Below are 18,098 nucleotides of genomic sequence, written 5' to 3' on the forward strand. Positions count from 1 at the left end.
AATTCTGGATTGCGAATTTGGACGGGTCTTGAGTAGCCCTTTCGTCGAGCGCTCGGCGAAAGGGCCTGCCTTGATCACTCGCCGGCCTTGCCGGCCGTCACGCCGACGCCATGACGGTACACCATTGTCCACCCCATCCAGCCGGTGACATGGATCCCAACGAACACGATCGCCGAGAGGATGAAGCATGCCAGCGGAAGGCCGTTTACCGCGCCGTAGCGCAGCATAAGATTGAAGGCCGAGAGCACGAGGATAAAGACGTTGCCGATCAGGTGGATGTTCGCCGCCTTCAGGTTCCTGATCTCGCGGCTGCCATAATAGTCGATGAAGCCGAACAGCGCCGCCAGCACGCCGAGCAGGATGCCTGCTGCCAGCGCATAATATGCAGCGGTCGCTAGGATCGGATCATGAAGCAGGTAGAAGAGCCCGTCGCAGGAAAAGGTCGCGACGAAAAGGGCGATTGGCAGGGCCACCGTCATCGGGTGGATCGGCCGTCCGGCAATGCTGGCGATGCTGCGAGGCGTCTGCTCGGTCACTCGTCCACCAGGCGGCCCCGCCGCCGCCGCGCCGCGACTAGTCCGATGGCAAGCACTGCGATGCCGGCCGTCATCGCCGCCTTCTTGGCCAAACCTTTCTTGTTGAACTGCAGCTCGGAGCGCATGCCCATCTCCGCCGGAATGTTGGGAATGCGCGCGTGGGCCAGGTCGTCGACCACGCCTTCGAGGACATTCACCCGGTCGGCCCCAAGCAGCAGCAGCCAGTGCAGCCAGTTGGATTCGCTCCACCGGAAGGCGAGGCGCCGCAACATTCCGCTAAGCCCGCTGGGCGGCACCGACGTACCGACCACGGCAGGCTGGCGGATATGCTCGATCGATTGAAGAATCTCCACCCCGGGATCCTGGATGGGCGGGCGGTCCCATTTGCGTGTGAGGCCTTGGTCGCGCGACTGGTCACGCATCGGATAGGTCGGATCGTTGCTGCTGTCTGCATCGACGCCCCAGCCGACGATCCTTAATGTGTCCACAAGGCCCGGGCTGTCCGTCTTGGCGGGCAGCTTGGCGGCGGGTTTTTGCTCAGCTGGCATTGGTCACCAGCACCGGCTTGATGCAGCCGTCCAGCTTGTTCGCAAAGACATGATAGGCATCGGCGATGTCGGCAAGCGGGACCCGATGCGTGATCAGCGCCTTTGGATTGATATGACCGGCACGGACATGCTCGATGAGGCGCGGCAGCAGCCGCTTCACCGACGCCTGGTTCGCCCGGATGGTGATGCCCTTGTTCACGACATTACCGATCGGAACCATGTTGCCCGTCGGCCCATAGACGCCGACCACAGACACGACACCGCCCTTCTTGACCGAATTGATCGCCCAATGGAGCGCGGTCGCGGCGCCGGCCTCGAGCTTGAGCTTGCTGCCGAGCAACCATTGCAGGAAATTTCCCCTGGCGTCGCCGCCGACGGCGTCGATCACCACATCCGCGCCCAGGCCATCGGTAGTCTTCTTCATGAACAAGACGACATCATCGAGCTGCTTGAAATTATAGACCTCGGCCGGCGCGAACTTCCTGGCGAATTCCAGTCGATAGTCGTGCATGTCGAACAGGATCACGCGCCCGGCACCGAACAGCCACGCGCAGCGCGCGGCCATGATGCCGACCGGGCCGGCACCGAATATCGCAACCGTGTCCCCCTTCTGGATGCCGCCCATTTCGGCTGCTTGATAGCCGGTGGGGACGACGTCGGTCAGCAGCACGGCGTCGTCCGGGTCCATCCAATCGGGGATGATCGTCGGGCCGATATCGGCATAGGGCACGCGAACATATTCCGCTTGCCCGCCGTCATAGCCACCGGCCGTATGCGAATAGCCGAAGATCCCGCCCACCGCTGTCGCCTGCGGATTGGACTCATGGCAATTGCCGAACAGCCCCTGCTTGCAGAAATGGCAATGACCGCAGGCGATGTTGAAGGGAACCAGCACATGGTCCCCGGGCTTGAGGTTCTCGACCTCCGGTCCGACCTCCTCGACGATGCCGCAGAACTCATGGCCGAAAGTGGTGCCGACGCGCGTGTCGGGGACCATGCCATGATAGAGATGCAGGTCCGATCCGCAGATGCAAGAACGCGTTACCCGAACGATCGCATCGCGCGGGTGCTCGATACTGGGCACCGGTTTTTCCGAAAGGCGGACGCGATAGGGTCCGCGATAGTCCATCGCCAGCATGCGCCCCCCGCGATCAGCCAGAGGAGAGCGAGCGGAGCCGCTCGATATGGCGTCGAACGATCGGCACCGCCTTGGCGGCAGCCGCCCGGAGCGGCGCCTTGTCGCCGTCCTTGGCATAGCCCGTGTGAAGCGCGAGGGCCTCATCATGCGCCATGCGTTGTTGACGGACATAGGCCGCGTCGAACGCCTCGCCATCGAGGCCGCGCAGCTCGTCGATCATCGCCTGCTGACGCGGCTCGAGCACGGGCGGCGGGGGAGTCAGGCCGGCGGCCCGTGCTGCCTTGGTAACCTCCTTAGTCGTCATCATATGATGCTCGATCATCATGGCGGCGAACTGGCGCACGGAATCGGCGCCTGCCTTTTGCTGCGCGAGCTGCGACGACTGGATTTCGTAGAGGTCGCTAGCGCCGGCCACGGCGACAAACCCTAATGCATCGGGCGTCACCCGGTTCGATGGAGCGGGCGCTGCCTGCTGCCCGCCGGCCGTGCCCGCCGCGAGCCCCATTGCCGCGAACGCGGCGCTCCAGACCATTGACCTCATGCAATCCTCCTGTGAACATGCAGATCAACATTGCTCGAATATTATAGTTCCGACTTACATAGGTTAGTCTTTTTCCTCTAAGTTAAGTGTCCATAGTGACTTGCTGGACTCGAAAGCGTTACCCCGTCGCAAAATACCTAAAGTCAGCGCCTCCCGGAAATATTGCATATTAACTTGGGTTAGGAAGAAAAATTCACCGATCAAGGCATGGCTGGCGTTTATTTAAGGGAACGCCATCAGCAGCGAGCGGTTTAGGCTGTCCCTTGGAGCGCCCGAATGCCGATCATCTCCCTAATCCGTACATTCTTTGCCGTTATTTCGCTGGCCTTGCTCATCGTTGGGGCCTGGCTGTTGTGGAGCTGGTACCGCGGAGAGGTGCAAATGGATGCGGACGGCGTCTCGCGCCTGCACCGCGATGCCTGGGAGCTTTGGGTCGGCGGAGGACTGCTTTTCTGGTCCTTTCTCGGCCGCCTTCCCGTAGGGCTTCTTCTGGCCAGGCCCGACTCCGATCCGATGCGTCCAGCGCGTAGCAGCGGCCGCACGATCATAAGCGAGACGGGGGCGACCTTGTATATCGAGGAACATGGCTCGCCTTATGCCCCGCCGCTGATCCTGACCCATGGCTGGTCGATGGACAGCACCATCTGGCACTATGCCAAGCGGGACCTGGCAGCGAAGTTCCGGGTGATCGTCTGGGATCTGCCGGGGCTGGGCCTGTCCACGCGCGGGAAGGCCGACATATGCCTGAGCGCTTTCGCGCGCGATCTGAAGGCGGTCGCCTCCCAGGTCGGGGACCAGCGCCCTATCCTGGTCGGCCATAGTATCGGCGGTATGATCATACAGACCCTTGCCCGGGACGATCCCGAGTGGTTCCGCCAGAAGGTGGCGGGGACCGCGCTACTCAACACGACTTATACCGATCCGCTCAGGACAATGGTGCTGAGCCGTCTGCTCCAGGCAATGCGAAAGCCGTTGATCGTGCCCATGATGTGGCTCCAGATCCGGCTGGCGCCCCTTGCATGGCTCATCGGGTGGCAGAGCTATCTGAGCGGCGCGACGCATTTGGGCGCTCGCTTCGGGTTTGGACGATATGTGACTCGCAGCCAACTGGACCATGTGGCGCTGCTCCTCACGCGCGCCTGGCCGGCCGTGGTCGCCCGGGGCGACCTGGCGATGATGCGGTGGGACGCAGGGACGGGCGCCAGCCAGCTGGGTGCATCGGCGCTTGTGATCGGGGGTGCCGTGGACATCGTCACAAAGGCGGAGGCGAGCGAGGAAATCGGCCGCCGCGCCGGTATGGCGAAGGTGATGATCGTCGAGGGCGCCAATCATATGGGGCCGGTCGAGCGCGCGGAATTGTACAACGGCGCCCTAAGCAGGGAAGAAGGATGGGCCGCCATCATGACTGGCGCTCCGGCGGCTGGCGGCACGCGGGGCGGTTCAACGACAGCGGCGCGGGTGCAGTAGCGGCGAGGTCGGAATGTCCTCGCGCCTTGAACGGATCGAGCAGGCCCGATGTGCCGTTCGGCCCAGCGCCGAAAGGTCGCAAAGATCAGCGATTTAGTACGGAACTGCAGGCGAGGGGGAGCGGTTCTGCTTCCCACGCATCACATGGAGGGGCCAGATGGCTTCGAGTACAACCGACACCGAACGTTCCACAGGAGAGCCTCGCCAGCGCCGCGGCGCAGCGGCTCGGCTTGCCGATCAGCTAAAGGGCCAGACCTCCAGGCTAGCGGAGCAGGGGCTGGCGAAGGCCGCCGATCTCGCCGAGGAGCGCAAGGCCGTGGCGGTCCAGAAGCTGGATGCCGTGGTCGAGGTGGTGCGCAGCTTCGCCGAATCTGCCGACGCCGAATTCGGCGGGGTTGTCGGTGGCGCGGTTCATCGCGGCGCCGACGGTATCGAGACTATCGCCGGCAGCCTGCGGCGCCAAAGCGTTGGCGATATGGTCGACGGCACACGGTCCGTGATCGCCCGTCACCCGGGGGTCGCGATCGGCGCCGCTTCCGTGGTCGGGTTTCTTGCCGGTCGCATCGCCAAAGCCAGTTTGCATCACAGGACGGACCAAACTCAGGTATATCGGGTCGATGCCAAGACAGAGGCCGCAGCATGAGCAAAGGCCAGGTCACGGGCGCGACTGATCGCGTCGCGCGCAAGGGCGGCACTCCCGGTCGGCGCAAGCAAGCCCCAAATGCCAATGTGCCCGCGATGGCAAGGCGGACGCGGCTGGATCGCGCGGTCGGTCAAGTTGGCGCCAACCCGCTGGCAGCGGCGTTAGGGGTAGCCGCGCTGAGCGCGGGGCTCGCGCTGCTGCTGCCGGCGGGCAGACGCGAGAGCGAAGTGATGGGCGAAGTCGCGGACAAGCTGGGCGATGCCGCCCGGGACGCGGCAGACACGGTCGTGGCCGCGGGCCGCGCCCAGGTGGAGACGCTCGCGCAGTCGGCGCTGGTCGGCGTCGGCGGCGCGGTCATCCAGGCGGTGGTATCGAACGCCGATGCTGATGGCGGCAAGGAGTAGCTACGAGGGACCGCGCACCGGCCGCTGCATCGCAGCGGGCCGGTGCGCGGACCATGGCCGCACGGGCATCCCGTAGGCCGTCGGGGCGCCAAGTCCCGCCGTGTGGTAGGTCGAGCGAGATCGCTGCTGCTGTTCTTCGATTGGCCTAGCGAACCGCAGCTTACCTTCGATCCGAGATGCGAACCCGCGGTCAGCGGCCCAGCTGCGGCCATTCGCATGCCAGCGCGCGCAGCTCAAATCTCCAACCATCGCAGCGATGGAAGCCTATCGTGCGGCTGGATAGTGCGCCTGCGCCGATCCTTGCTGGTCTCGGTCGTGCAAATAGATGCGCGCGGTGGCGACCAGCCCTGTCTCTCCGGTAGGGCCAGCGCCCTCAGCCGCTGAAGGTCGAATATCGGATGGTGAGCTCTTCACCCGCCGCAATGTCTCGCACCGCGGTCATCGCCAGCCCATCCCCGACCGCGACATTCGCCTCTTCGCCGGGATCGGGCTCGTTCAGGTACCAGCCAACGGTGAGGAGGTTGAAATTGATGGGGCAGCCCAGCAGCGTTCCGCGCCTGACCGCGAAATCCTGGTAGAGGCGCTTCTGCTCTGATTCCGCGGGAAGCGTGTCGAGCGCGTCCGCTTCGATCCAGACCATTTCCTGCTGGTCATTTGCAAATATGTCGGTCCCCTTCGGGATGAACATGATTGCGAAGACACCCACGCCGTGCCGGGAGGAGGCGCCCAGCCGAGCCCAGACCAGATCGTGGGGGCGATCAGGCATCGCGGAATCGGCAGGCGATCGGCCAATCTGCTAACTGTTTGAGATTTTGCACGATCTTCATTCGCGCACTTTCAGAATCAGCGCAAGGATCGCGCGGAACGTTCGCCCTGCTCAAGGCGTAATGTTGCTCGATATGATGATGATAGAGACAGAGCTGAGGCTCAGCGACATCCATGGGATCGGCGTATTCCTTCTCGAGCCGGTGCAGCGCGGCGACCTGATCTGGCGCTTCGACTCCCGGATCGACCGGGTGTATTGCGAGGAGGAAATCGCATCGCTGCCCGAACGAACGGCGCGCTTCCTGCGGACCTACTCGACCTGGAATGAAGCGGCGGGGCTCTGGGTTCTGTGCGGAGACAATGGCCGCCATTTCAACCATTCCGCCACCCCGAACACGACCTCATATGGCATCGCCTTTGGTGAAGATGTCGCGGCGCAGGATCTTGCCCCGGGCACGGAACTGACGTCCGACTATGCTACCATCTGCGATACCTTCCGTGCCAGCGAACCACGCTTTGCCGCCGCCGGCTGAGCCATGGGCTGGCGGAAGGGTTTAAGGCGCCTCGGCGTCGAGCAGGCCAAGCCGTTGCACTTCGGCTAGTTCGGTTGCGATGAGGCGATCGCCGATATCGAGGCGATAGCGTGCATTCGGTATCGTGATCCTACGGACCCGCGCGTAGGCAGCCTGTTTGGCCTCCGGTATCGCTGTTCCGACCCCGGTAACCACCATCGTCCAGCCATATAGGCCGCTGGTGACGAGGCCCTGTGCATTTTGGCCCACTTCACCATAATGGATATGTGCCCGATCCGACGCGTCGAGCGACGCGTCGAAATGGATCGGCATACCCACCGGGGCAGCCACCTGCAGCCGCGAATAGGGAAAAGGCGGCGTCGTCACCACAACCCCAACCGCAAACCCCGGTTGCGTCGCGAAACATGCGCCATCTCTGGCGATCATCGTTCGAAACAGGCTCGACCAGCCATCTTGCTGAAGCGCCGCGAGAACCGCGAAGCCCGGATAGCCGAAGCGGCAGGTGAACTCGAGCGGCCAGATCCCTTGCTCGTTCACGATGGTGTTGAGGTTGACATAGCCGACATGTCCGGCCTCGCGGAAATGCGTTTCGAGCTTCTTGAGGGTCCGCGCAAAAAAGCCTCGGCTGCAGTCGAACGTCGCGACCGTTCCCATCTCCCCGGTGAGCTCGCCTAGGTCGCCGGCGAAGAAGCGCTTATGCTCCCAATCGAGACAGGCAGGCTCGAGGAAGCGCTCGCCGTCGAAATAGGCTCCGACGCCCATCTCGACGCCGTGCAGATGCTCCATCAATATGAACCTGGCGTCCGCGCGGTCGGCAAGCTTCGATGCCATGACGATCCGAACGTCGCCGCCATCCGCCAATTGACCCACAAAGGTGTCATCCGCGCTGTGGTCGGCACCGCTGAATTTCAGCACATACCGTCCGGGATTCGTCGCGATGAAGCGATCCGCCGTGCCGGCGTCTGAAAACTCCCAGAGCCTGGCGACCGGCAGGCCGATGGACGCGAGCAGGCTCTGTGCGAATGCCCGGTCATTCTCGAGGCGATCGCCAAACGCGCTGCCGCCGATCACGTGGAACCCGGCCCGGCGGAGTTCGTCCTGCAAGGCCCCGAACCCTTTCGAGACGCTCTCGAATAATATGACGCCATCGGGTCCAGCCTCGCGGATCCAGTCGAGCTCCGCTTTCCAGTCCGCGACCTGCTCAACCATGTTGGCCAAGGTGCCCCGCGCCTCCACTTCGGAGATGGCAATGCGCACGAGATGGCCTTCATCGCGAAGGCTAAGGTATAGGTCCGCAAGGTCGCAGGTCTCGCTGACGCCCAGAAACCGCATCAGCGTCCTTCGCTGGCGGAACCGCCATCATTACCCGGCGATGTCCTCGCTTGAAGATCGCACCGATCGCGGCGCGCTTTAGGCATGCTGTTCGCCCCGGGGATAGAATGGACAAGCCCAGCTGGAGGCGCGCAGGATCGGGCGCGGCTCGGGGCCGAGCCTCCGGCGCGAAGCCAGTCCGTCAAATCGCTGTCCATTCGTTCAGCGGGATACGGCGTTCGCCCCAGCGCAATCCACCGGCGAAGCAGTCCGGATCGCCTTCGATCCGCACCGCCGCTAGGCTGGCATAGCCCGTCTCGCCGCGCGGGTTGATCCACCAGCCGGCCGAACCGTCCCAGAGCTTGATGCTGTCGTCGCCGACCAGCACGGCATTGCCTTCATGATAAATGGCATCGCCGTCGATCCAATGATCGGACGCGCCGGCCTCGCTCCAATTCTTGCGCCATGACGCGACCGCATCGGCGTTGTAGCGCTGGACAAACTGCGCACGAAAGGCAGGAATACCGCGCGCTACGAACGCGGCATGCGCCATCGCCGCGTGGACGCCGCAATCGACTATCTTGACATCGACCGCCTCGCACCAGTGGATCGGCCATACCGAAGGTCCCCAGTCCGAATGCTCGCGCATCCAGCGCGGGCCGGACAAGATGTCGCCGCCGTTGCGCTGCGCAAAGTCGAAAGCCAGCAGCCATTCGCGCGCGATGTCGCAGCAGGCCGTGCCGTGGTGCGAGATATGGCTGTTGGGGAAGTTCGTCCATTTGCCGCCAGGTGATGCGGCCGGCCCGATAAGCATGAAGCCGCCATCACCGTCCTCCGGCGTTCCGGCTTGACCGGCCTTCGCCTTATCCTCGGCCAAATACATAGGACATGCTCCTGTCATAGCCGCCGGCATCGCAGAAAATCAGAAGGTCGCCGGCGCGGGTACCCTCGGGAAGTTCGATGTTGGATGCGATGATGTCGTGCTCCATGCACAGACGCCCCATCAGATGGGTCTTCCCCCGGCCGATCGGCTGCAGCGCCCCCGTCTCGCGACATTTGCGAACCATGCGGTGCGGCTGCCAGAAGTGCATCGGAATCTCGGCGATCGACGCGTCGACGACGGCGTCGACATGGCCTTCTTCATGTTCCTGGATTTCTAGGATGCGCATCGCCAGCGCCATGGAAGGCTGGGCCATCGCCTTGCCGGGCTCCGAAGCGATTTGGCGGACGCCAGGCAGCATATTGTGCACGAGCTCGACGGCATGCGCGATCTTGGAGGTCTCGTCCTCGTGCCAGTCATCGGGGTACCAGCCGCCGCCCATGTCGAGCATCTCGATGGTGCGCCCGGTCAGCCGCTCGATCGAACGACACCAGCCGAGCATGGATTCGAACAGATGCCACCATTGCGCGACCCCCACGTGGCTGCTCGCCATATGGAAATGGACGCCGAATGCGCTGTCGCCGGGCAGCCGTTTCACGGCCGCGATCAGCTTGCCGAAGGTCGTCGGGCTGTCGAGCGGGATGCCGAAGCGCGACACAATGTTCGGAGTGCGAATGCGGATGCCGATATGCCTGGCCGACATTTCGCCGGCGGCGACCGCGGCGATTGCACGGTCGAGATCAGCAATGCTGTCGCAGAACACCGCGTGCATCCGTTCCCGCGGCATGAGGCCTTGCGGCCACCACTTGCCTGGTCCGTTCAAGATTACCTGGTCCGCCCGGAAACCAACCTCCAGCGCCGATTGGACCTCGCTTAGGCTGATTGCCTCGGCATAGAAGCCATTGTCGAGCGCGAGCCTGATCAGCCGAGGGTCTGGATTGGTCTTGATCGAATAACCGCTTACGACCTCGACGGCGCTGGTGGTCAGGCGGAGCGCGCGCTCCGCGGCGCGCTTGAACAGGCCCGCCGCGGTCGTGTCCATATAGATATAGTGCGGCGTCTCCATCGCGTCGAAATCCTGCGCCGCAATGTCGGCGACAAAGCTGCCGGGGAGCGCGGCCAGGCCGGAGGGTTGCTCGCCGCCCTCCGGGTCGAGTGCGACATCGAGCATGTCGGGATCGATCACGTGCAAGCGCGCGGCCAGCGCGGTCAGGCCCGATGGATGCTTCATCGAATGGCCGACCGCGCCTGCGAAAGGCTCGGGAAGCGGGGGCAGGGGAAAGTCCGTACGAACCGGGACCTCGAGCACGATGCGCGTGAATTCGGACGCGGTCGCGGGTGCCGGCGAGGCGGGCAGGCCTGTCGCGCCCTGGACCAGTAATGCCGGGAGATTGTGGCCCGCGATCGTCGCACCATGCACCCAGGCCGGGAAGCGCGGATTCATTTCGATCAGCCAGAGCTGCTCGGACGCGTCGCGCACCATCTCAAGCTCGCCGCCGCCCGTCCAGTTGGTGGCGCGTACCATCTCGCGCAGCGGCTCCAGGAAGGACGGCGGCACCTCCGAAACATCGCCCGCCCAGGTTTTGCCCTCGGGGGTGATGTCGCGCTTGCGCATGCTGACCGCGCCGAGCAATTCGCCCCGATAGGCGGACAGCATCACCGACTCCTCATAGCCGCTCACATGCGCCTGGAGGAACAGTTTCTCCGTGGACCAAATCTTGCTGAGCGCGCCTCGGACTGCGGTGAAGATGTCCCAGGTCGGGGTGCGCGAGGCGTCGTAATAGGGCCCCTTCAGCCACACCCGCCAATCATGCGCGCGGCAAAAGGCGTGGAGGTCCCAGTCGCTGTGCTCGGTCGACAGATAGGTCGGGATTTTGATTGGCAGTGCCGCCGCGGCCTCGACCGCTGGCTTGGTGATGCGCTTGATACCACGCATCGGCGGAGCGAGCAGATTGGGATGGCCTTCGCGAAATATGCTCGCCAGCCACATCGCTTCCAGATCGCTGCCGGAAATCCACAATCCACCCGCGTCGAGTAGGTCGCGCACCTTGTTGCCGTAACTGTCCAGGTCGAGCTCGCCCCAGGGCCGCTGGATCCAGCGTTCGTCGAGCTCCTCGAAGTGAATGCCCGAGACCCGCGTCGAATAGTCCACGCCGACAATGGTGGCGTCCGGATATCCTTGGCGCAGCGACCGCACGATCCCCAGACCCGGCTGGGGATTGCCGCCTGCGTAGAGGCCGCTCACATAGATTTTCATCAATATTCCAAAGATGACGCGAAGCGCACTTGGCGCGTGTCTCAATCGAGAGAAGGTTACCGAACAACGACGGCACCGCCGATCCGTTGCTTATTTAAACAAAATAAAAAACACGCGCTAACCGGTGTTAAGCGACGAAAGATAATGGATAACCTAGATCAATAGAAATTAGGGGCCGTTGCGGTAAGACTCTCGGAATGACCCTTCCGAGCTATCCGAGCTACATGGATTTCGATCGCTTTATCGACGTGGCCCGTCTGGTGGCGCTCGATGGCTTCATCACCGAACGTCTTGGGCGGCGCATGCACGCGACCGCAGATCGCGCCTTCCACACGGGCCCGTTCCTGCTCGATCCCGAGGCCCCGAATTTGCCGGGCGCGCGGATGATCGAATTATCGCGCTCGCGACTGGCCGAGGATTATTATGATCTGGATCGCACCGAGCTGTGGGCGCCAAGCGAGGATGCCGCCGAATTCGCACCGCTTATGGAGTTCATCGCGACCCTGCCGTTCGCGGCGACCGGGCGCATGCTCATCATGTATGATCCGAGCGGGCGCGCGGTGTCAGCGCACAAGGATCATGACAGCGCGGAACTTTGTCATGAGTTCATCTGGCTTCGGACGAACCGCAGCAAGCCGTTCTTCATGCTCAACCCCGAGACGGGCGAACGGGCCTATGTCACGGGCCATTCGGCCTGGTTCGATACGGTCAATCAGTTCCACGGGGCCGATGCCAGTGGAGCGCCGTCGTTCAGCATTCGCGTCGATGGCGTGTTCGACGACGCATTTCGCGCGCGCATTCCGTTCCCAAGCGAGAACCGGGCGGCGACGCCCAGCATTTGGGCGGATCGCGGCCCCGCCTAGGCGAAGCGTGCAGGAACTGGCACCTCGGCGTTGGGAAATCGCGCTCTATGTCCGGTCGTTCAATCCAGGCCCGTGCCGCGCGCCCACCAGATCCGAACCGGTGGCATGTTCCACCATTGGATCGTTCTTTCGACGCTGGTGAAATGCCGCCTCAACGGTCCTTCGATATCGGTCTTTACCTGGTAGGCCATGAAGCAGGCCCCGGGCCGCATGAGGCGGGCACTTTCGCAGATGATCGTCTCGCGGGTCCGCGAATCCAGCGCCGAGAAGGGCACGCCGGACAGGATGCCGTCGGTGCCGGTCTCGCGAAGGTCCGCGAGAATGGATCGAACGTCCGCGGCCGATCCGCGCACCGCCTCGAGCCTGGAATCGCGGATCGAGTGCTTCAGATGGTCGATGAAAGCGCTGTTCGTGTCGATGGCGATCAGCCGACCGGAGGCGGGGAGGCGATCCAGAATCGCGGTGGTGAAGGTCCCGACGCCCGGACCGAATTCAACGAAGGTGCGGACCACGCTCCAGTCTATCGGGGCCAACATCCGGCACACCGTCTTCGACGAGGAGGGCATGATCGACGCGACACCCAGCGGGTCGGCCAGGAAGGATTTCAGAAAAATCGCCGTCGCCAGAGTGTCCGGACGCGGCACGCTCGACGCGATTTTGAAGGCCCTGACCTGGTTCACATTGCTCTCCTCGGAGGGCCCACAACGCGGGGCCGAGCCTTGATTTCCCTGGCCGGTTGCGTTTTGGCTCAATTCGGTTCGGAAAGGGCTAGCGGGGTCCAGCACGGCCGTCCGCGCCGTTGCGCCCGCCTTCTTGGCCATGGAATCTCCGACGGTCGATCGACTGGGCTCCGTGCGGAGGCGCAACTGGCAGCTCGTCAGCTCGTTATGCGCTTGAAAGGCGAGCATTATGTTGGACGGAAAGAGCGAATGGCGCCTGAAGATCCGGTGCGGGCTGCGGGGACGGAGGATTGTGAAGTCCGATCCTGGACGAAAGGAGAGCGCGCCTCAAAGATTAGCCTTCAGGCAATGAACCGCCGCACCGGCACGCCCGCCCGTGGTGCAACAGTAGCCCAGGGGCGGGCCTGATGGACGAGGCCATCAAAGGGCAGCGACCCCGGCTAACCCTTGTTTCAGACAATCCAAATCCGACGCCAGCGCCATCGATGCCGATCGAGGATGTCTATCAATATTGGGCTCCGCATTTGGCTGCGATGTCCGCGCCGGCCTTGCGAAGTGTGCTTGTCGATCTGGTCGACAGCGGTCCCGCGACACTTCTGCAGGCGATCGAGGCGGAATTCGCCAAGCGGGGGATCGATCCCTTCACGCTGGAGCCGATGAAGCCATGACCCCAGACTTTGCCAGGCGGCAGGATTGTCCTTGCCCTCTACCGGATGTCCAGCGGGAAAACCGCTGCCCGCGTGCGTGTCGCTCGCGGGGAGCTGCCGCAACCTGCAGGTCGGGCGTACGTTCGAATAGCCTTGCAGTCCTCTGCGTAGCAATTTTTGGCCGTCCCGGCGCGCTGGTCGAAGCCGGCGAAGGTGATCAAGAGCCTCCTTTTGCGGCCGCTTTTCATTGTACCACCGTGCGCAGGGCCAATGCGTCCGCAATCGCGGCGCCGTCGATATCATTGTTGAAATAGGCCCAGACTGGTTGCTCCGAGCTCGCATGCGCCGATAGCCAGTCCCCCCAATCCTCCAGCACGGCGGGTGAGTAGCGGCCGAAATACTTGCCTTCGGCGCCATGGAACCGCGCATAGATCGAAGACCGCGTCAACGGACCCTGGCCGAGTGTCGTATTTGGATCGGTGGTTTCAGCCGCATCTGTAACTGTTCCTTCCAAGACCTTTCGCAGTGATGCAGCTCAGGTCGCCGGATGATCGCCATGCCCTGCCCGGCATTAAAGCTGGAGGGCGGGAAACGGATCCGGTAGCCGATCGCGGACCGGCTGCGCAGTCGCCGGCGTCGCGACGCTCGGCGTCCTCGGCGTTTGCAAGCGTGCTCCGCTTCAGCGGCGCCCTGCCAACCATCGGACAACAATCGAGCGGCTAGGCCCAATTTGTTTCGCAGCCGATTGTCGGCATTCGTGGAGCCGGTCGATCCGTGGTATCCACGGCGGATGCTCACATCTGTAGAATGCTTGACGAAGGCTGGCGAAATGGAAGCCTATGGGCTGACCTCCCCATTGCCCTCGCACCGGGACAGCTATACGAGCCTGGCACGGGGATGGCGTCGAGCGGCGGCTATGGCGCTCGCACAGGAGCAATGGTTTGCCCGCAACCCGGGTGGCTAATTCGAGCTGCGACACACCCCGGCCGGGCGCCGCGGTCACTGCTCGATTTCGGGCCGCACCTGGCCATGCGCCAGCACTGCGAAGAGGCCCGTGCGGCCAATGATGTTGGCGATCAGCGCCGGGAGGATGTAGCCGCCGAGCGCGGCGGAGAAGCTCGGTCCGCCCAGAAAGCGCCAGTAGCCACGCCTCGCCCGGCCCAGCGACGACATGGCTGAACCCGCCGATCGCGATAGCATAGGTGATCAACACCACGACCGGGAATTCGCTTCCGCGCACGTTCGGCAAAATCCGGGCAATCGCCGCGACCAGGAAGCCGGCAGGCATGCCGAGCAGCAGTACCTGGGCAGGACTGTGGTCGAGCGCTGCGCGCGACAGGTCGATCGCCGCCTGCAGCTGTTCGGGCGAGAGGATCAGCTGGTGGGCCATCAGTGCACGGCGGGAAGTGGTCGAAAGTGGATCGACGACTTTCAGCAGCGACCCTGCGAAAGGTGTCAGTTCAATCGGCATGTCCCGCAGGGCCACCTATTCGCCGCTCCTCGATTGATTGACTACTGCCCGTGCAGCCTTCGCGCTAGATCGGCCCACCATTCGGACCCGAAGCCAGCGCCCGGAGTTAAGGCCTCAGAAACAGCGCCGAGGCCCGATGAACACCCCCCAGATACTTTCGGTCGGCGTGCTCGCCAGCATGATGCTGCTCTTCATCTGGGGGAAGTTCCGCTACGATCTGGTCGCCGTGATTGCGCTGCTCGCGGCGCTGGCAGTGGGCGTGGTGAAGCCCAAGGATGCGTTCGGGGGCTTTTCCGACGATATCGTGATCATCGTCGGCTCGGCGTTGGTCTTGTCGGGCGCAGTGCAGCGATCGGGCGTGATCGAGCGGGCGATGCAGGTGCTCCAGCGGCGGGTGACTCGGATCCGCTCGCAACTGCTGTTGCTTTGTGCAAGCGTCGGCTTCGCCTCCGCATTGGTCAAGAATATCGGCGCGCTGGCGATGATGATGCCGGTGGCGTTCCAGATGTCGAAGCGATCGAATACAGCGCCGGCGGTGTTCCTGATGCCGATGGCGTTCGCATCGCTGCTCGGCGGGCTGATTACCTTGATCGGCACCTCGCCCAACATCATCGTCAGCCGCGTGCGCGAAGAGATGACCGGGCATCCGTTCGGGATGTTCGACTATGCGCCGGTGGGACTGGGGCTCACCCTGGTCGGGCTGATCTTCCTACGCTTTGGCTACCGCCTGCTCCCACGCGACCGCCGCGCCATGCCGACGCTCGGCGAGGCGATGGACATCCAGGACTATGTCACCGAGGCGGAGATCCCGGCGGGATCGCCCGCGGTGGACGAGATGGTGGCCGAGTTCCGCGAGCGCCACGATCATGAGGTGACCGTCACCGCGATCCTGCGCGCTGGCATCCGCAGTACGCCGTTCCCCGACACCACGCTGATGCCCGAGGATCTGCTGATCCTCTCAGGCGCGCCCGATGCGCTCGAGCGGGTGATTGCGATCGATGGCCTGACGCTGGAAGGGCAGGACCGCGGCCGGCCCGAGGGCGCGACCGGCGAGGTCGGCGTACTTGAGGCGGTGATCGGCACCGATTCGCCGCTGAGCGGGCGCACCGCAGGCCGGCTGGGGCTCCACGAGCGTTTCGGCGTCAATCTTATCGCGGTGTCGCGCCAGGGTGAACGGCTTGCACGCCGCCTGGGCGAGATCATGCTCAAGCCGGGCGACGTGATCGTGCTGCAGGGACCGCTGGAATTGCTGTTCGAGCGGCTGAGTGAGCTCGGTTGCCTGCCGCTAGCGGAGCGGACGCTGCGGCTGGGCAGTGCCCGCAAGGGGCTGCTGCCGCTCGCGATCCTCGCGGCGGCCATGGTTGCGACCGCGACCGGCTACGTCCCGGTCGCGATCGCCTTCTTCGCAGCCGCGGGGCTCACGGTGCTGCTTGGGGCGTTGCCGGTGCGCGAGGTCTATAATCATGTCGAATGGCCGATCCTGGTCATGCTCGGCGCGCTGATCCCGGTCAGCGATTCGCTGCGCACCACCGGCGTGACCACGCTGATCGGCGACTGGCTCGGCCAGGTCGCGGCGACCTTGCCGCCCTGGGGCGCGGTCGCGCTGATTCTCGCGGCGGCGATGGCGGTGACGCCCTTCCTCAACAATGCCGCGACCGTGCTCGTGATGGCTCCGATCGCGGCGACGTTTGCCGGCCAGCTCGGTTACCGACCCGAGGCTTTCCTGATGGCGACCGCGGTGGGGGCGGGCTGCGATTTCCTGACCCCCATCGGCCACCAGTGCAACACGCTGGTGATGGGGCCGGGCGGCTACAGGTTCGGCGATTATGCGCGCCTGGGTGCGCCGCTCTCGCTGCTGGTGCTGGCGGTCGGCACGCCGCTGATCTTGTGGAGCTGGCCGGTGCACTAGGACGGTGCCGAGCGTCGCAAGTTCCCGGATCGGTCGCATACCGCACGCGGCAGAATCTCTGGGCACGACCTCCACCGCGGGGGTCCGGCTCGCCTGAGCCGTCCGCGTTCGGATGACAATGGAGGGGCCGTCCCGAGGGGAGCGGCCCTTTGCATGTTGAAGCCATTGCCTGAACGCGTCGTTATCGACGCATGCGCGCCTTTCTCGATTTCGAAGCCTCCTCGCTCGCCAAGCGCCGCTACCCGATTGAGGTTGCCTGGGTGTTCGAGGATGGGCGGTCCGAAGCGTTCCTGATCCGACCGGCGCCGGACTGGATTGGGATCCGGCGGCGGAAGCCATTCATCACATTTCGCGCAAGACGCTGCTCACCGAGGCCATCGCCCACGACCTGGTCGCGCACCGAATGGTCGACATACTCACCGGACACGATCTGCTGGCGAGCGCGCCGTCCTGGGATGGTAAATGGCTGAGCGCCTTGCTGCGTAGCGCGGGATATCCGCGCCACACCTTGAGTCTGCGCGACAGCGATGAAGCGCACCGTGAAAGCGCAAGCGAGATCCTGGCACGGGTCGCGCCTGAGGCGCGCCTGGCGGCGATCGTAGGCCCGATATTTCGGTGCCCGGGTCGAGCAGCTCTCGCTCATTCCCCTGGGCGACGCGCGCCTGGGGCAGATCACCCTCGCGGAGTGGTTGCGCCTAAGGCCGGTCAAGTGAGCGATCAGTAGGAGACGTGTGATGAACGTGACTCTCGGCGCAGCTACGATCCTCGCCCTGCTGGGTTCGGTGCCTGCAAGTGCTCAGGACGCAGCGCAGGGGCACGCCCAGCACCTTGCGGGCGCGAAGAGCGCGAAGGTGAAGCTGGTCTACCAGCATCCGCTGCCGGGCATACCGGGCCAGAGTTTAAAGGGGGTGCTCGTTGAATATGGACCCGGGGGCTATTCGCCATCCCACAGGCACGCCAAGTCGGCGATCATCTATGCGACCGTGCTCGAAGGCAGCGTGCGCTGCCAGCTAAACGGCGGTGAAATCAGGACCTTCCGGGTCGGCCAGAATTGGACGGAGCTTCCCGGCGACCATCATGGCGTGAGCGCGAATGCGAGCGAGACGCAGCCAGCGAAAGTCCTGGCCGTGTTCGTGGTGGACGACGCCGACCAAGAACTGACCATTCCGGATAACAGCCGATGATTTAAGGCAGCGACGGCTTTTGGGTCTCGGACCACCCGGATTGAAGGGCCGAAGATAGACGCACAGCCGCCATTCGGCGTCGGCCGCCAGAATTGGCCGTGAGCGCTCCGTCTGCTGCCAGCTGGGGCGCTGTGCGATTGGGCATCTTCTCGGAAGCTAAGCGCTTGGTATCTGTGCAGTGTTCCAAATCGAAGTCCGGACGCGGTAAATCGCAAGGTTTGCGAAAAGGTCATGGCCTTCAAGGCAGCGAGCCGGCGAGGTCATATTCTACTCTTCTGCTGGGCCAGATGGCTCAGAACCTGGCGACCGATCAGCCTCGCA

20 protein-coding genes are annotated in these 18,098 nt (G+C 63.9%); 9 read left to right on the forward strand and 11 right to left on the reverse strand.

Annotated elements, in window-relative coordinates; genetic code table 11:
- Window positions 1-74: 74 nt before the first annotated feature.
- Genes IAG41_RS15980 through IAG41_RS15995 form a run of 4 tightly spaced genes read right to left on the reverse strand, consistent with a single transcriptional unit; the run spans window position 75 to window position 2,763 of the window.
- On the reverse strand, window positions 75-536 hold the full coding sequence (locus IAG41_RS15980) for a DUF2231 domain-containing protein (RefSeq protein WP_187729634.1): 462 nt from the start codon (window positions 534-536) through the stop codon (window positions 75-77).
- Window positions 533-1,084: a hypothetical protein gene (locus IAG41_RS15985; RefSeq protein WP_222950726.1), complete on the reverse strand. Its 552-nt coding sequence runs from the start codon at window positions 1,082-1,084 to the stop codon at window positions 533-535. The genes IAG41_RS15980 and IAG41_RS15985 overlap by 4 nt, the downstream gene beginning before the upstream one ends.
- Window positions 1,074-2,222, reverse strand: a complete 1,149-nt coding sequence (locus IAG41_RS15990; protein WP_187729635.1) for a zinc-dependent alcohol dehydrogenase — start codon at window positions 2,220-2,222, stop codon at window positions 1,074-1,076. Before IAG41_RS15990 ends, IAG41_RS15985 begins: the two co-directional genes overlap by 11 nt.
- Before the next feature lie 13 nt (window positions 2,223-2,235).
- Window positions 2,236-2,763, reverse strand: a complete 528-nt coding sequence (locus IAG41_RS15995; protein WP_187729636.1) for a DUF4142 domain-containing protein — start codon at window positions 2,761-2,763, stop codon at window positions 2,236-2,238.
- 276 nt (window positions 2,764-3,039) lie between these two features.
- Here IAG41_RS15995 and IAG41_RS16000 point away from each other — a divergent pair, with 276 nt between their 5' ends.
- The 3 genes from IAG41_RS16000 (at window position 3,040) to IAG41_RS16010 (ending at window position 5,277) form a co-directional block, all read left to right on the forward strand.
- A complete protein-coding gene (locus tag IAG41_RS16000) occupies window positions 3,040-4,230 on the forward strand; it encodes an alpha/beta fold hydrolase (protein ID WP_187729637.1) in 1,191 nt (396 codons plus the stop codon).
- Window positions 4,231-4,387: 157 nt separating this feature from the next.
- Window positions 4,388-4,873, forward strand: a complete 486-nt coding sequence (locus IAG41_RS16005; RefSeq protein WP_187729638.1) for a hypothetical protein — start codon at window positions 4,388-4,390, stop codon at window positions 4,871-4,873.
- On the forward strand, window positions 4,870-5,277 hold the full coding sequence (locus tag IAG41_RS16010; RefSeq protein WP_187729639.1) for a hypothetical protein: 408 nt from the start codon (window positions 4,870-4,872) through the stop codon (window positions 5,275-5,277). Before IAG41_RS16005 ends, IAG41_RS16010 begins: the two co-directional genes overlap by 4 nt.
- Before the next feature lie 373 nt (window positions 5,278-5,650).
- On the opposite strand, the gene IAG41_RS16015 is transcribed toward IAG41_RS16010, so the two are convergent.
- Entirely contained in the window at window positions 5,651-6,043 is a 393-nt protein-coding gene (locus tag IAG41_RS16015) for an SET domain-containing protein-lysine N-methyltransferase (protein WP_187729640.1), read from the reverse strand.
- Between the two features lie 121 nt (window positions 6,044-6,164).
- On the opposite strand from IAG41_RS16015, the gene IAG41_RS16020 reads away from it, so the two are divergent.
- The gene (locus tag IAG41_RS16020; protein ID WP_187729641.1) at window positions 6,165-6,575 is read left to right on the forward strand and encodes an SET domain-containing protein; all 411 of its coding nucleotides are present in this window, start codon (window positions 6,165-6,167) and stop codon (window positions 6,573-6,575) included.
- Between the two features lie 21 nt (window positions 6,576-6,596).
- Here the strand turns inward: IAG41_RS16020 and IAG41_RS16025 are convergent, their stop codons facing one another.
- The 3 genes from IAG41_RS16025 to IAG41_RS16035 form a co-directional block, all read right to left on the reverse strand.
- Window positions 6,597-7,907 carry a phosphoribosylamine--glycine ligase gene (locus IAG41_RS16025; RefSeq protein WP_187729642.1) on the reverse strand — a complete coding sequence of 437 codons (1,311 nt, stop codon included), beginning with the start codon at window positions 7,905-7,907 and terminating at the stop codon, window positions 6,597-6,599.
- A 181-nt stretch (window positions 7,908-8,088) separates the two neighbouring features.
- Entirely contained in the window at window positions 8,089-8,769 is a 681-nt protein-coding gene (locus tag IAG41_RS16030) for a hypothetical protein (RefSeq protein ID WP_187729643.1), read from the reverse strand.
- Window positions 8,750-11,023, reverse strand: coding sequence for an ATP-grasp domain-containing protein (locus IAG41_RS16035; protein ID WP_187729644.1), 2,274 nt, complete (start codon window positions 11,021-11,023; stop codon window positions 8,750-8,752). The genes IAG41_RS16030 and IAG41_RS16035 overlap by 20 nt, the downstream gene beginning before the upstream one ends.
- A gap of 197 nt (window positions 11,024-11,220) precedes the next feature.
- On the opposite strand from IAG41_RS16035, the gene IAG41_RS16040 reads away from it, so the two are divergent.
- The gene (locus IAG41_RS16040) at window positions 11,221-11,886 is read left to right on the forward strand and encodes a hypothetical protein (protein ID WP_187729645.1); all 666 of its coding nucleotides are present in this window, start codon (window positions 11,221-11,223) and stop codon (window positions 11,884-11,886) included.
- A 59-nt stretch (window positions 11,887-11,945) separates the two neighbouring features.
- Here the strand turns inward: IAG41_RS16040 and IAG41_RS16045 are convergent, their stop codons facing one another.
- Complete coding sequence (locus tag IAG41_RS16045; RefSeq protein ID WP_187729646.1) at window positions 11,946-12,707, reverse strand: class I SAM-dependent methyltransferase; 762 nt, start codon at window positions 12,705-12,707, stop codon at window positions 11,946-11,948.
- A gap of 266 nt (window positions 12,708-12,973) precedes the next feature.
- On the opposite strand from IAG41_RS16045, the gene IAG41_RS16050 reads away from it, so the two are divergent.
- On the forward strand, window positions 12,974-13,234 hold the full coding sequence (locus tag IAG41_RS16050; protein WP_187729647.1) for a hypothetical protein: 261 nt from the start codon (window positions 12,974-12,976) through the stop codon (window positions 13,232-13,234).
- Window positions 13,235-13,457: 223 nt separating this feature from the next.
- Here the strand turns inward: IAG41_RS16050 and IAG41_RS16055 are convergent, their stop codons facing one another.
- Together IAG41_RS16055 and IAG41_RS16060 are read right to left on the reverse strand one after the other, a co-directional pair.
- A complete protein-coding gene (locus IAG41_RS16055; RefSeq protein WP_187729648.1) occupies window positions 13,458-13,727 on the reverse strand; it encodes a DUF72 domain-containing protein in 270 nt (89 codons plus the stop codon).
- 485 nt (window positions 13,728-14,212) lie between these two features.
- On the reverse strand, window positions 14,213-14,386 hold the full coding sequence (locus IAG41_RS16060; RefSeq protein WP_187729649.1) for a hypothetical protein: 174 nt from the start codon (window positions 14,384-14,386) through the stop codon (window positions 14,213-14,215).
- A gap of 29 nt (window positions 14,387-14,415) precedes the next feature.
- Here IAG41_RS16060 and IAG41_RS16065 point away from each other — a divergent pair, with 29 nt between their 5' ends.
- The 3 genes from IAG41_RS16065 (at window position 14,416) to IAG41_RS16075 (ending at window position 17,777) form a co-directional block, all read left to right on the forward strand.
- Window positions 14,416-14,721, forward strand: a complete 306-nt coding sequence (locus tag IAG41_RS16065) for a hypothetical protein (RefSeq protein ID WP_187729650.1) — start codon at window positions 14,416-14,418, stop codon at window positions 14,719-14,721.
- A complete protein-coding gene (locus IAG41_RS16070) occupies window positions 14,722-16,593 on the forward strand; it encodes an SLC13 family permease (RefSeq protein ID WP_262408694.1) in 1,872 nt (623 codons plus the stop codon).
- A gap of 734 nt (window positions 16,594-17,327) precedes the next feature.
- Window positions 17,328-17,777: a cupin domain-containing protein gene (locus tag IAG41_RS16075; protein WP_187729652.1), complete on the forward strand. Its 450-nt coding sequence runs from the start codon at window positions 17,328-17,330 to the stop codon at window positions 17,775-17,777.
- Window positions 17,778-18,098 lie beyond the last annotated feature (321 nt).

The sequence above is a fragment of the Sphingomonas sp. JC676 genome, from assembly GCF_014489075.1.
GTDB lineage: Bacteria > Pseudomonadota > Alphaproteobacteria > Sphingomonadales > Sphingomonadaceae > Sphingomonas.

Bases quoted from the DNA above. Each gene is read 5' to 3' on its own strand.
- IAG41_RS15995 (WP_187729636.1), bottom strand. From the start codon at position 2,763: ATGAGGTCAATGGTCTGGAGCGCCGCGTTCGCGGCAATGGGGCTCGCG.
- IAG41_RS16015 (WP_187729640.1), bottom strand. From the start codon at position 6,043: ATGCCTGATCGCCCCCACGATCTGGTCTGGGCTCGGCTGGGCGCCTCC.
- IAG41_RS16075 (WP_187729652.1), top strand. From the start codon at position 17,328: ATGAACGTGACTCTCGGCGCAGCTACGATCCTCGCCCTGCTGGGTTCG.
- IAG41_RS16035 (WP_187729644.1), bottom strand. From the start codon at position 11,023: ATGAAAATCTATGTGAGCGGCCTCTACGCAGGCGGCAATCCCCAGCCG.
- IAG41_RS16020 (WP_187729641.1), top strand. From the start codon at position 6,165: ATGTTGCTCGATATGATGATGATAGAGACAGAGCTGAGGCTCAGCGAC.
- IAG41_RS16010 (WP_187729639.1), top strand. From the start codon at position 4,870: ATGAGCAAAGGCCAGGTCACGGGCGCGACTGATCGCGTCGCGCGCAAG.
- IAG41_RS16025 (WP_187729642.1), bottom strand. From the start codon at position 7,907: ATGCGGTTTCTGGGCGTCAGCGAGACCTGCGACCTTGCGGACCTATAC.
- IAG41_RS16050 (WP_187729647.1), top strand. From the start codon at position 12,974: ATGGACGAGGCCATCAAAGGGCAGCGACCCCGGCTAACCCTTGTTTCA.
- IAG41_RS16005 (WP_187729638.1), top strand. From the start codon at position 4,388: ATGGCTTCGAGTACAACCGACACCGAACGTTCCACAGGAGAGCCTCGC.
- IAG41_RS16045 (WP_187729646.1), bottom strand. From the start codon at position 12,707: ATGGCCAAGAAGGCGGGCGCAACGGCGCGGACGGCCGTGCTGGACCCC.
- IAG41_RS16060 (WP_187729649.1), bottom strand. From the start codon at position 14,386: ATGTCGTCGCTGGGCCGGGCGAGGCGTGGCTACTGGCGCTTTCTGGGC.
- IAG41_RS16030 (WP_187729643.1), bottom strand. From the start codon at position 8,769: ATGTATTTGGCCGAGGATAAGGCGAAGGCCGGTCAAGCCGGAACGCCG.
- IAG41_RS15990 (WP_187729635.1), bottom strand. From the start codon at position 2,222: ATGCTGGCGATGGACTATCGCGGACCCTATCGCGTCCGCCTTTCGGAA.
- IAG41_RS15985 (WP_222950726.1), bottom strand. From the start codon at position 1,084: ATGCCAGCTGAGCAAAAACCCGCCGCCAAGCTGCCCGCCAAGACGGAC.
- IAG41_RS16000 (WP_187729637.1), top strand. From the start codon at position 3,040: ATGCCGATCATCTCCCTAATCCGTACATTCTTTGCCGTTATTTCGCTG.
- IAG41_RS16040 (WP_187729645.1), top strand. From the start codon at position 11,221: ATGACCCTTCCGAGCTATCCGAGCTACATGGATTTCGATCGCTTTATC.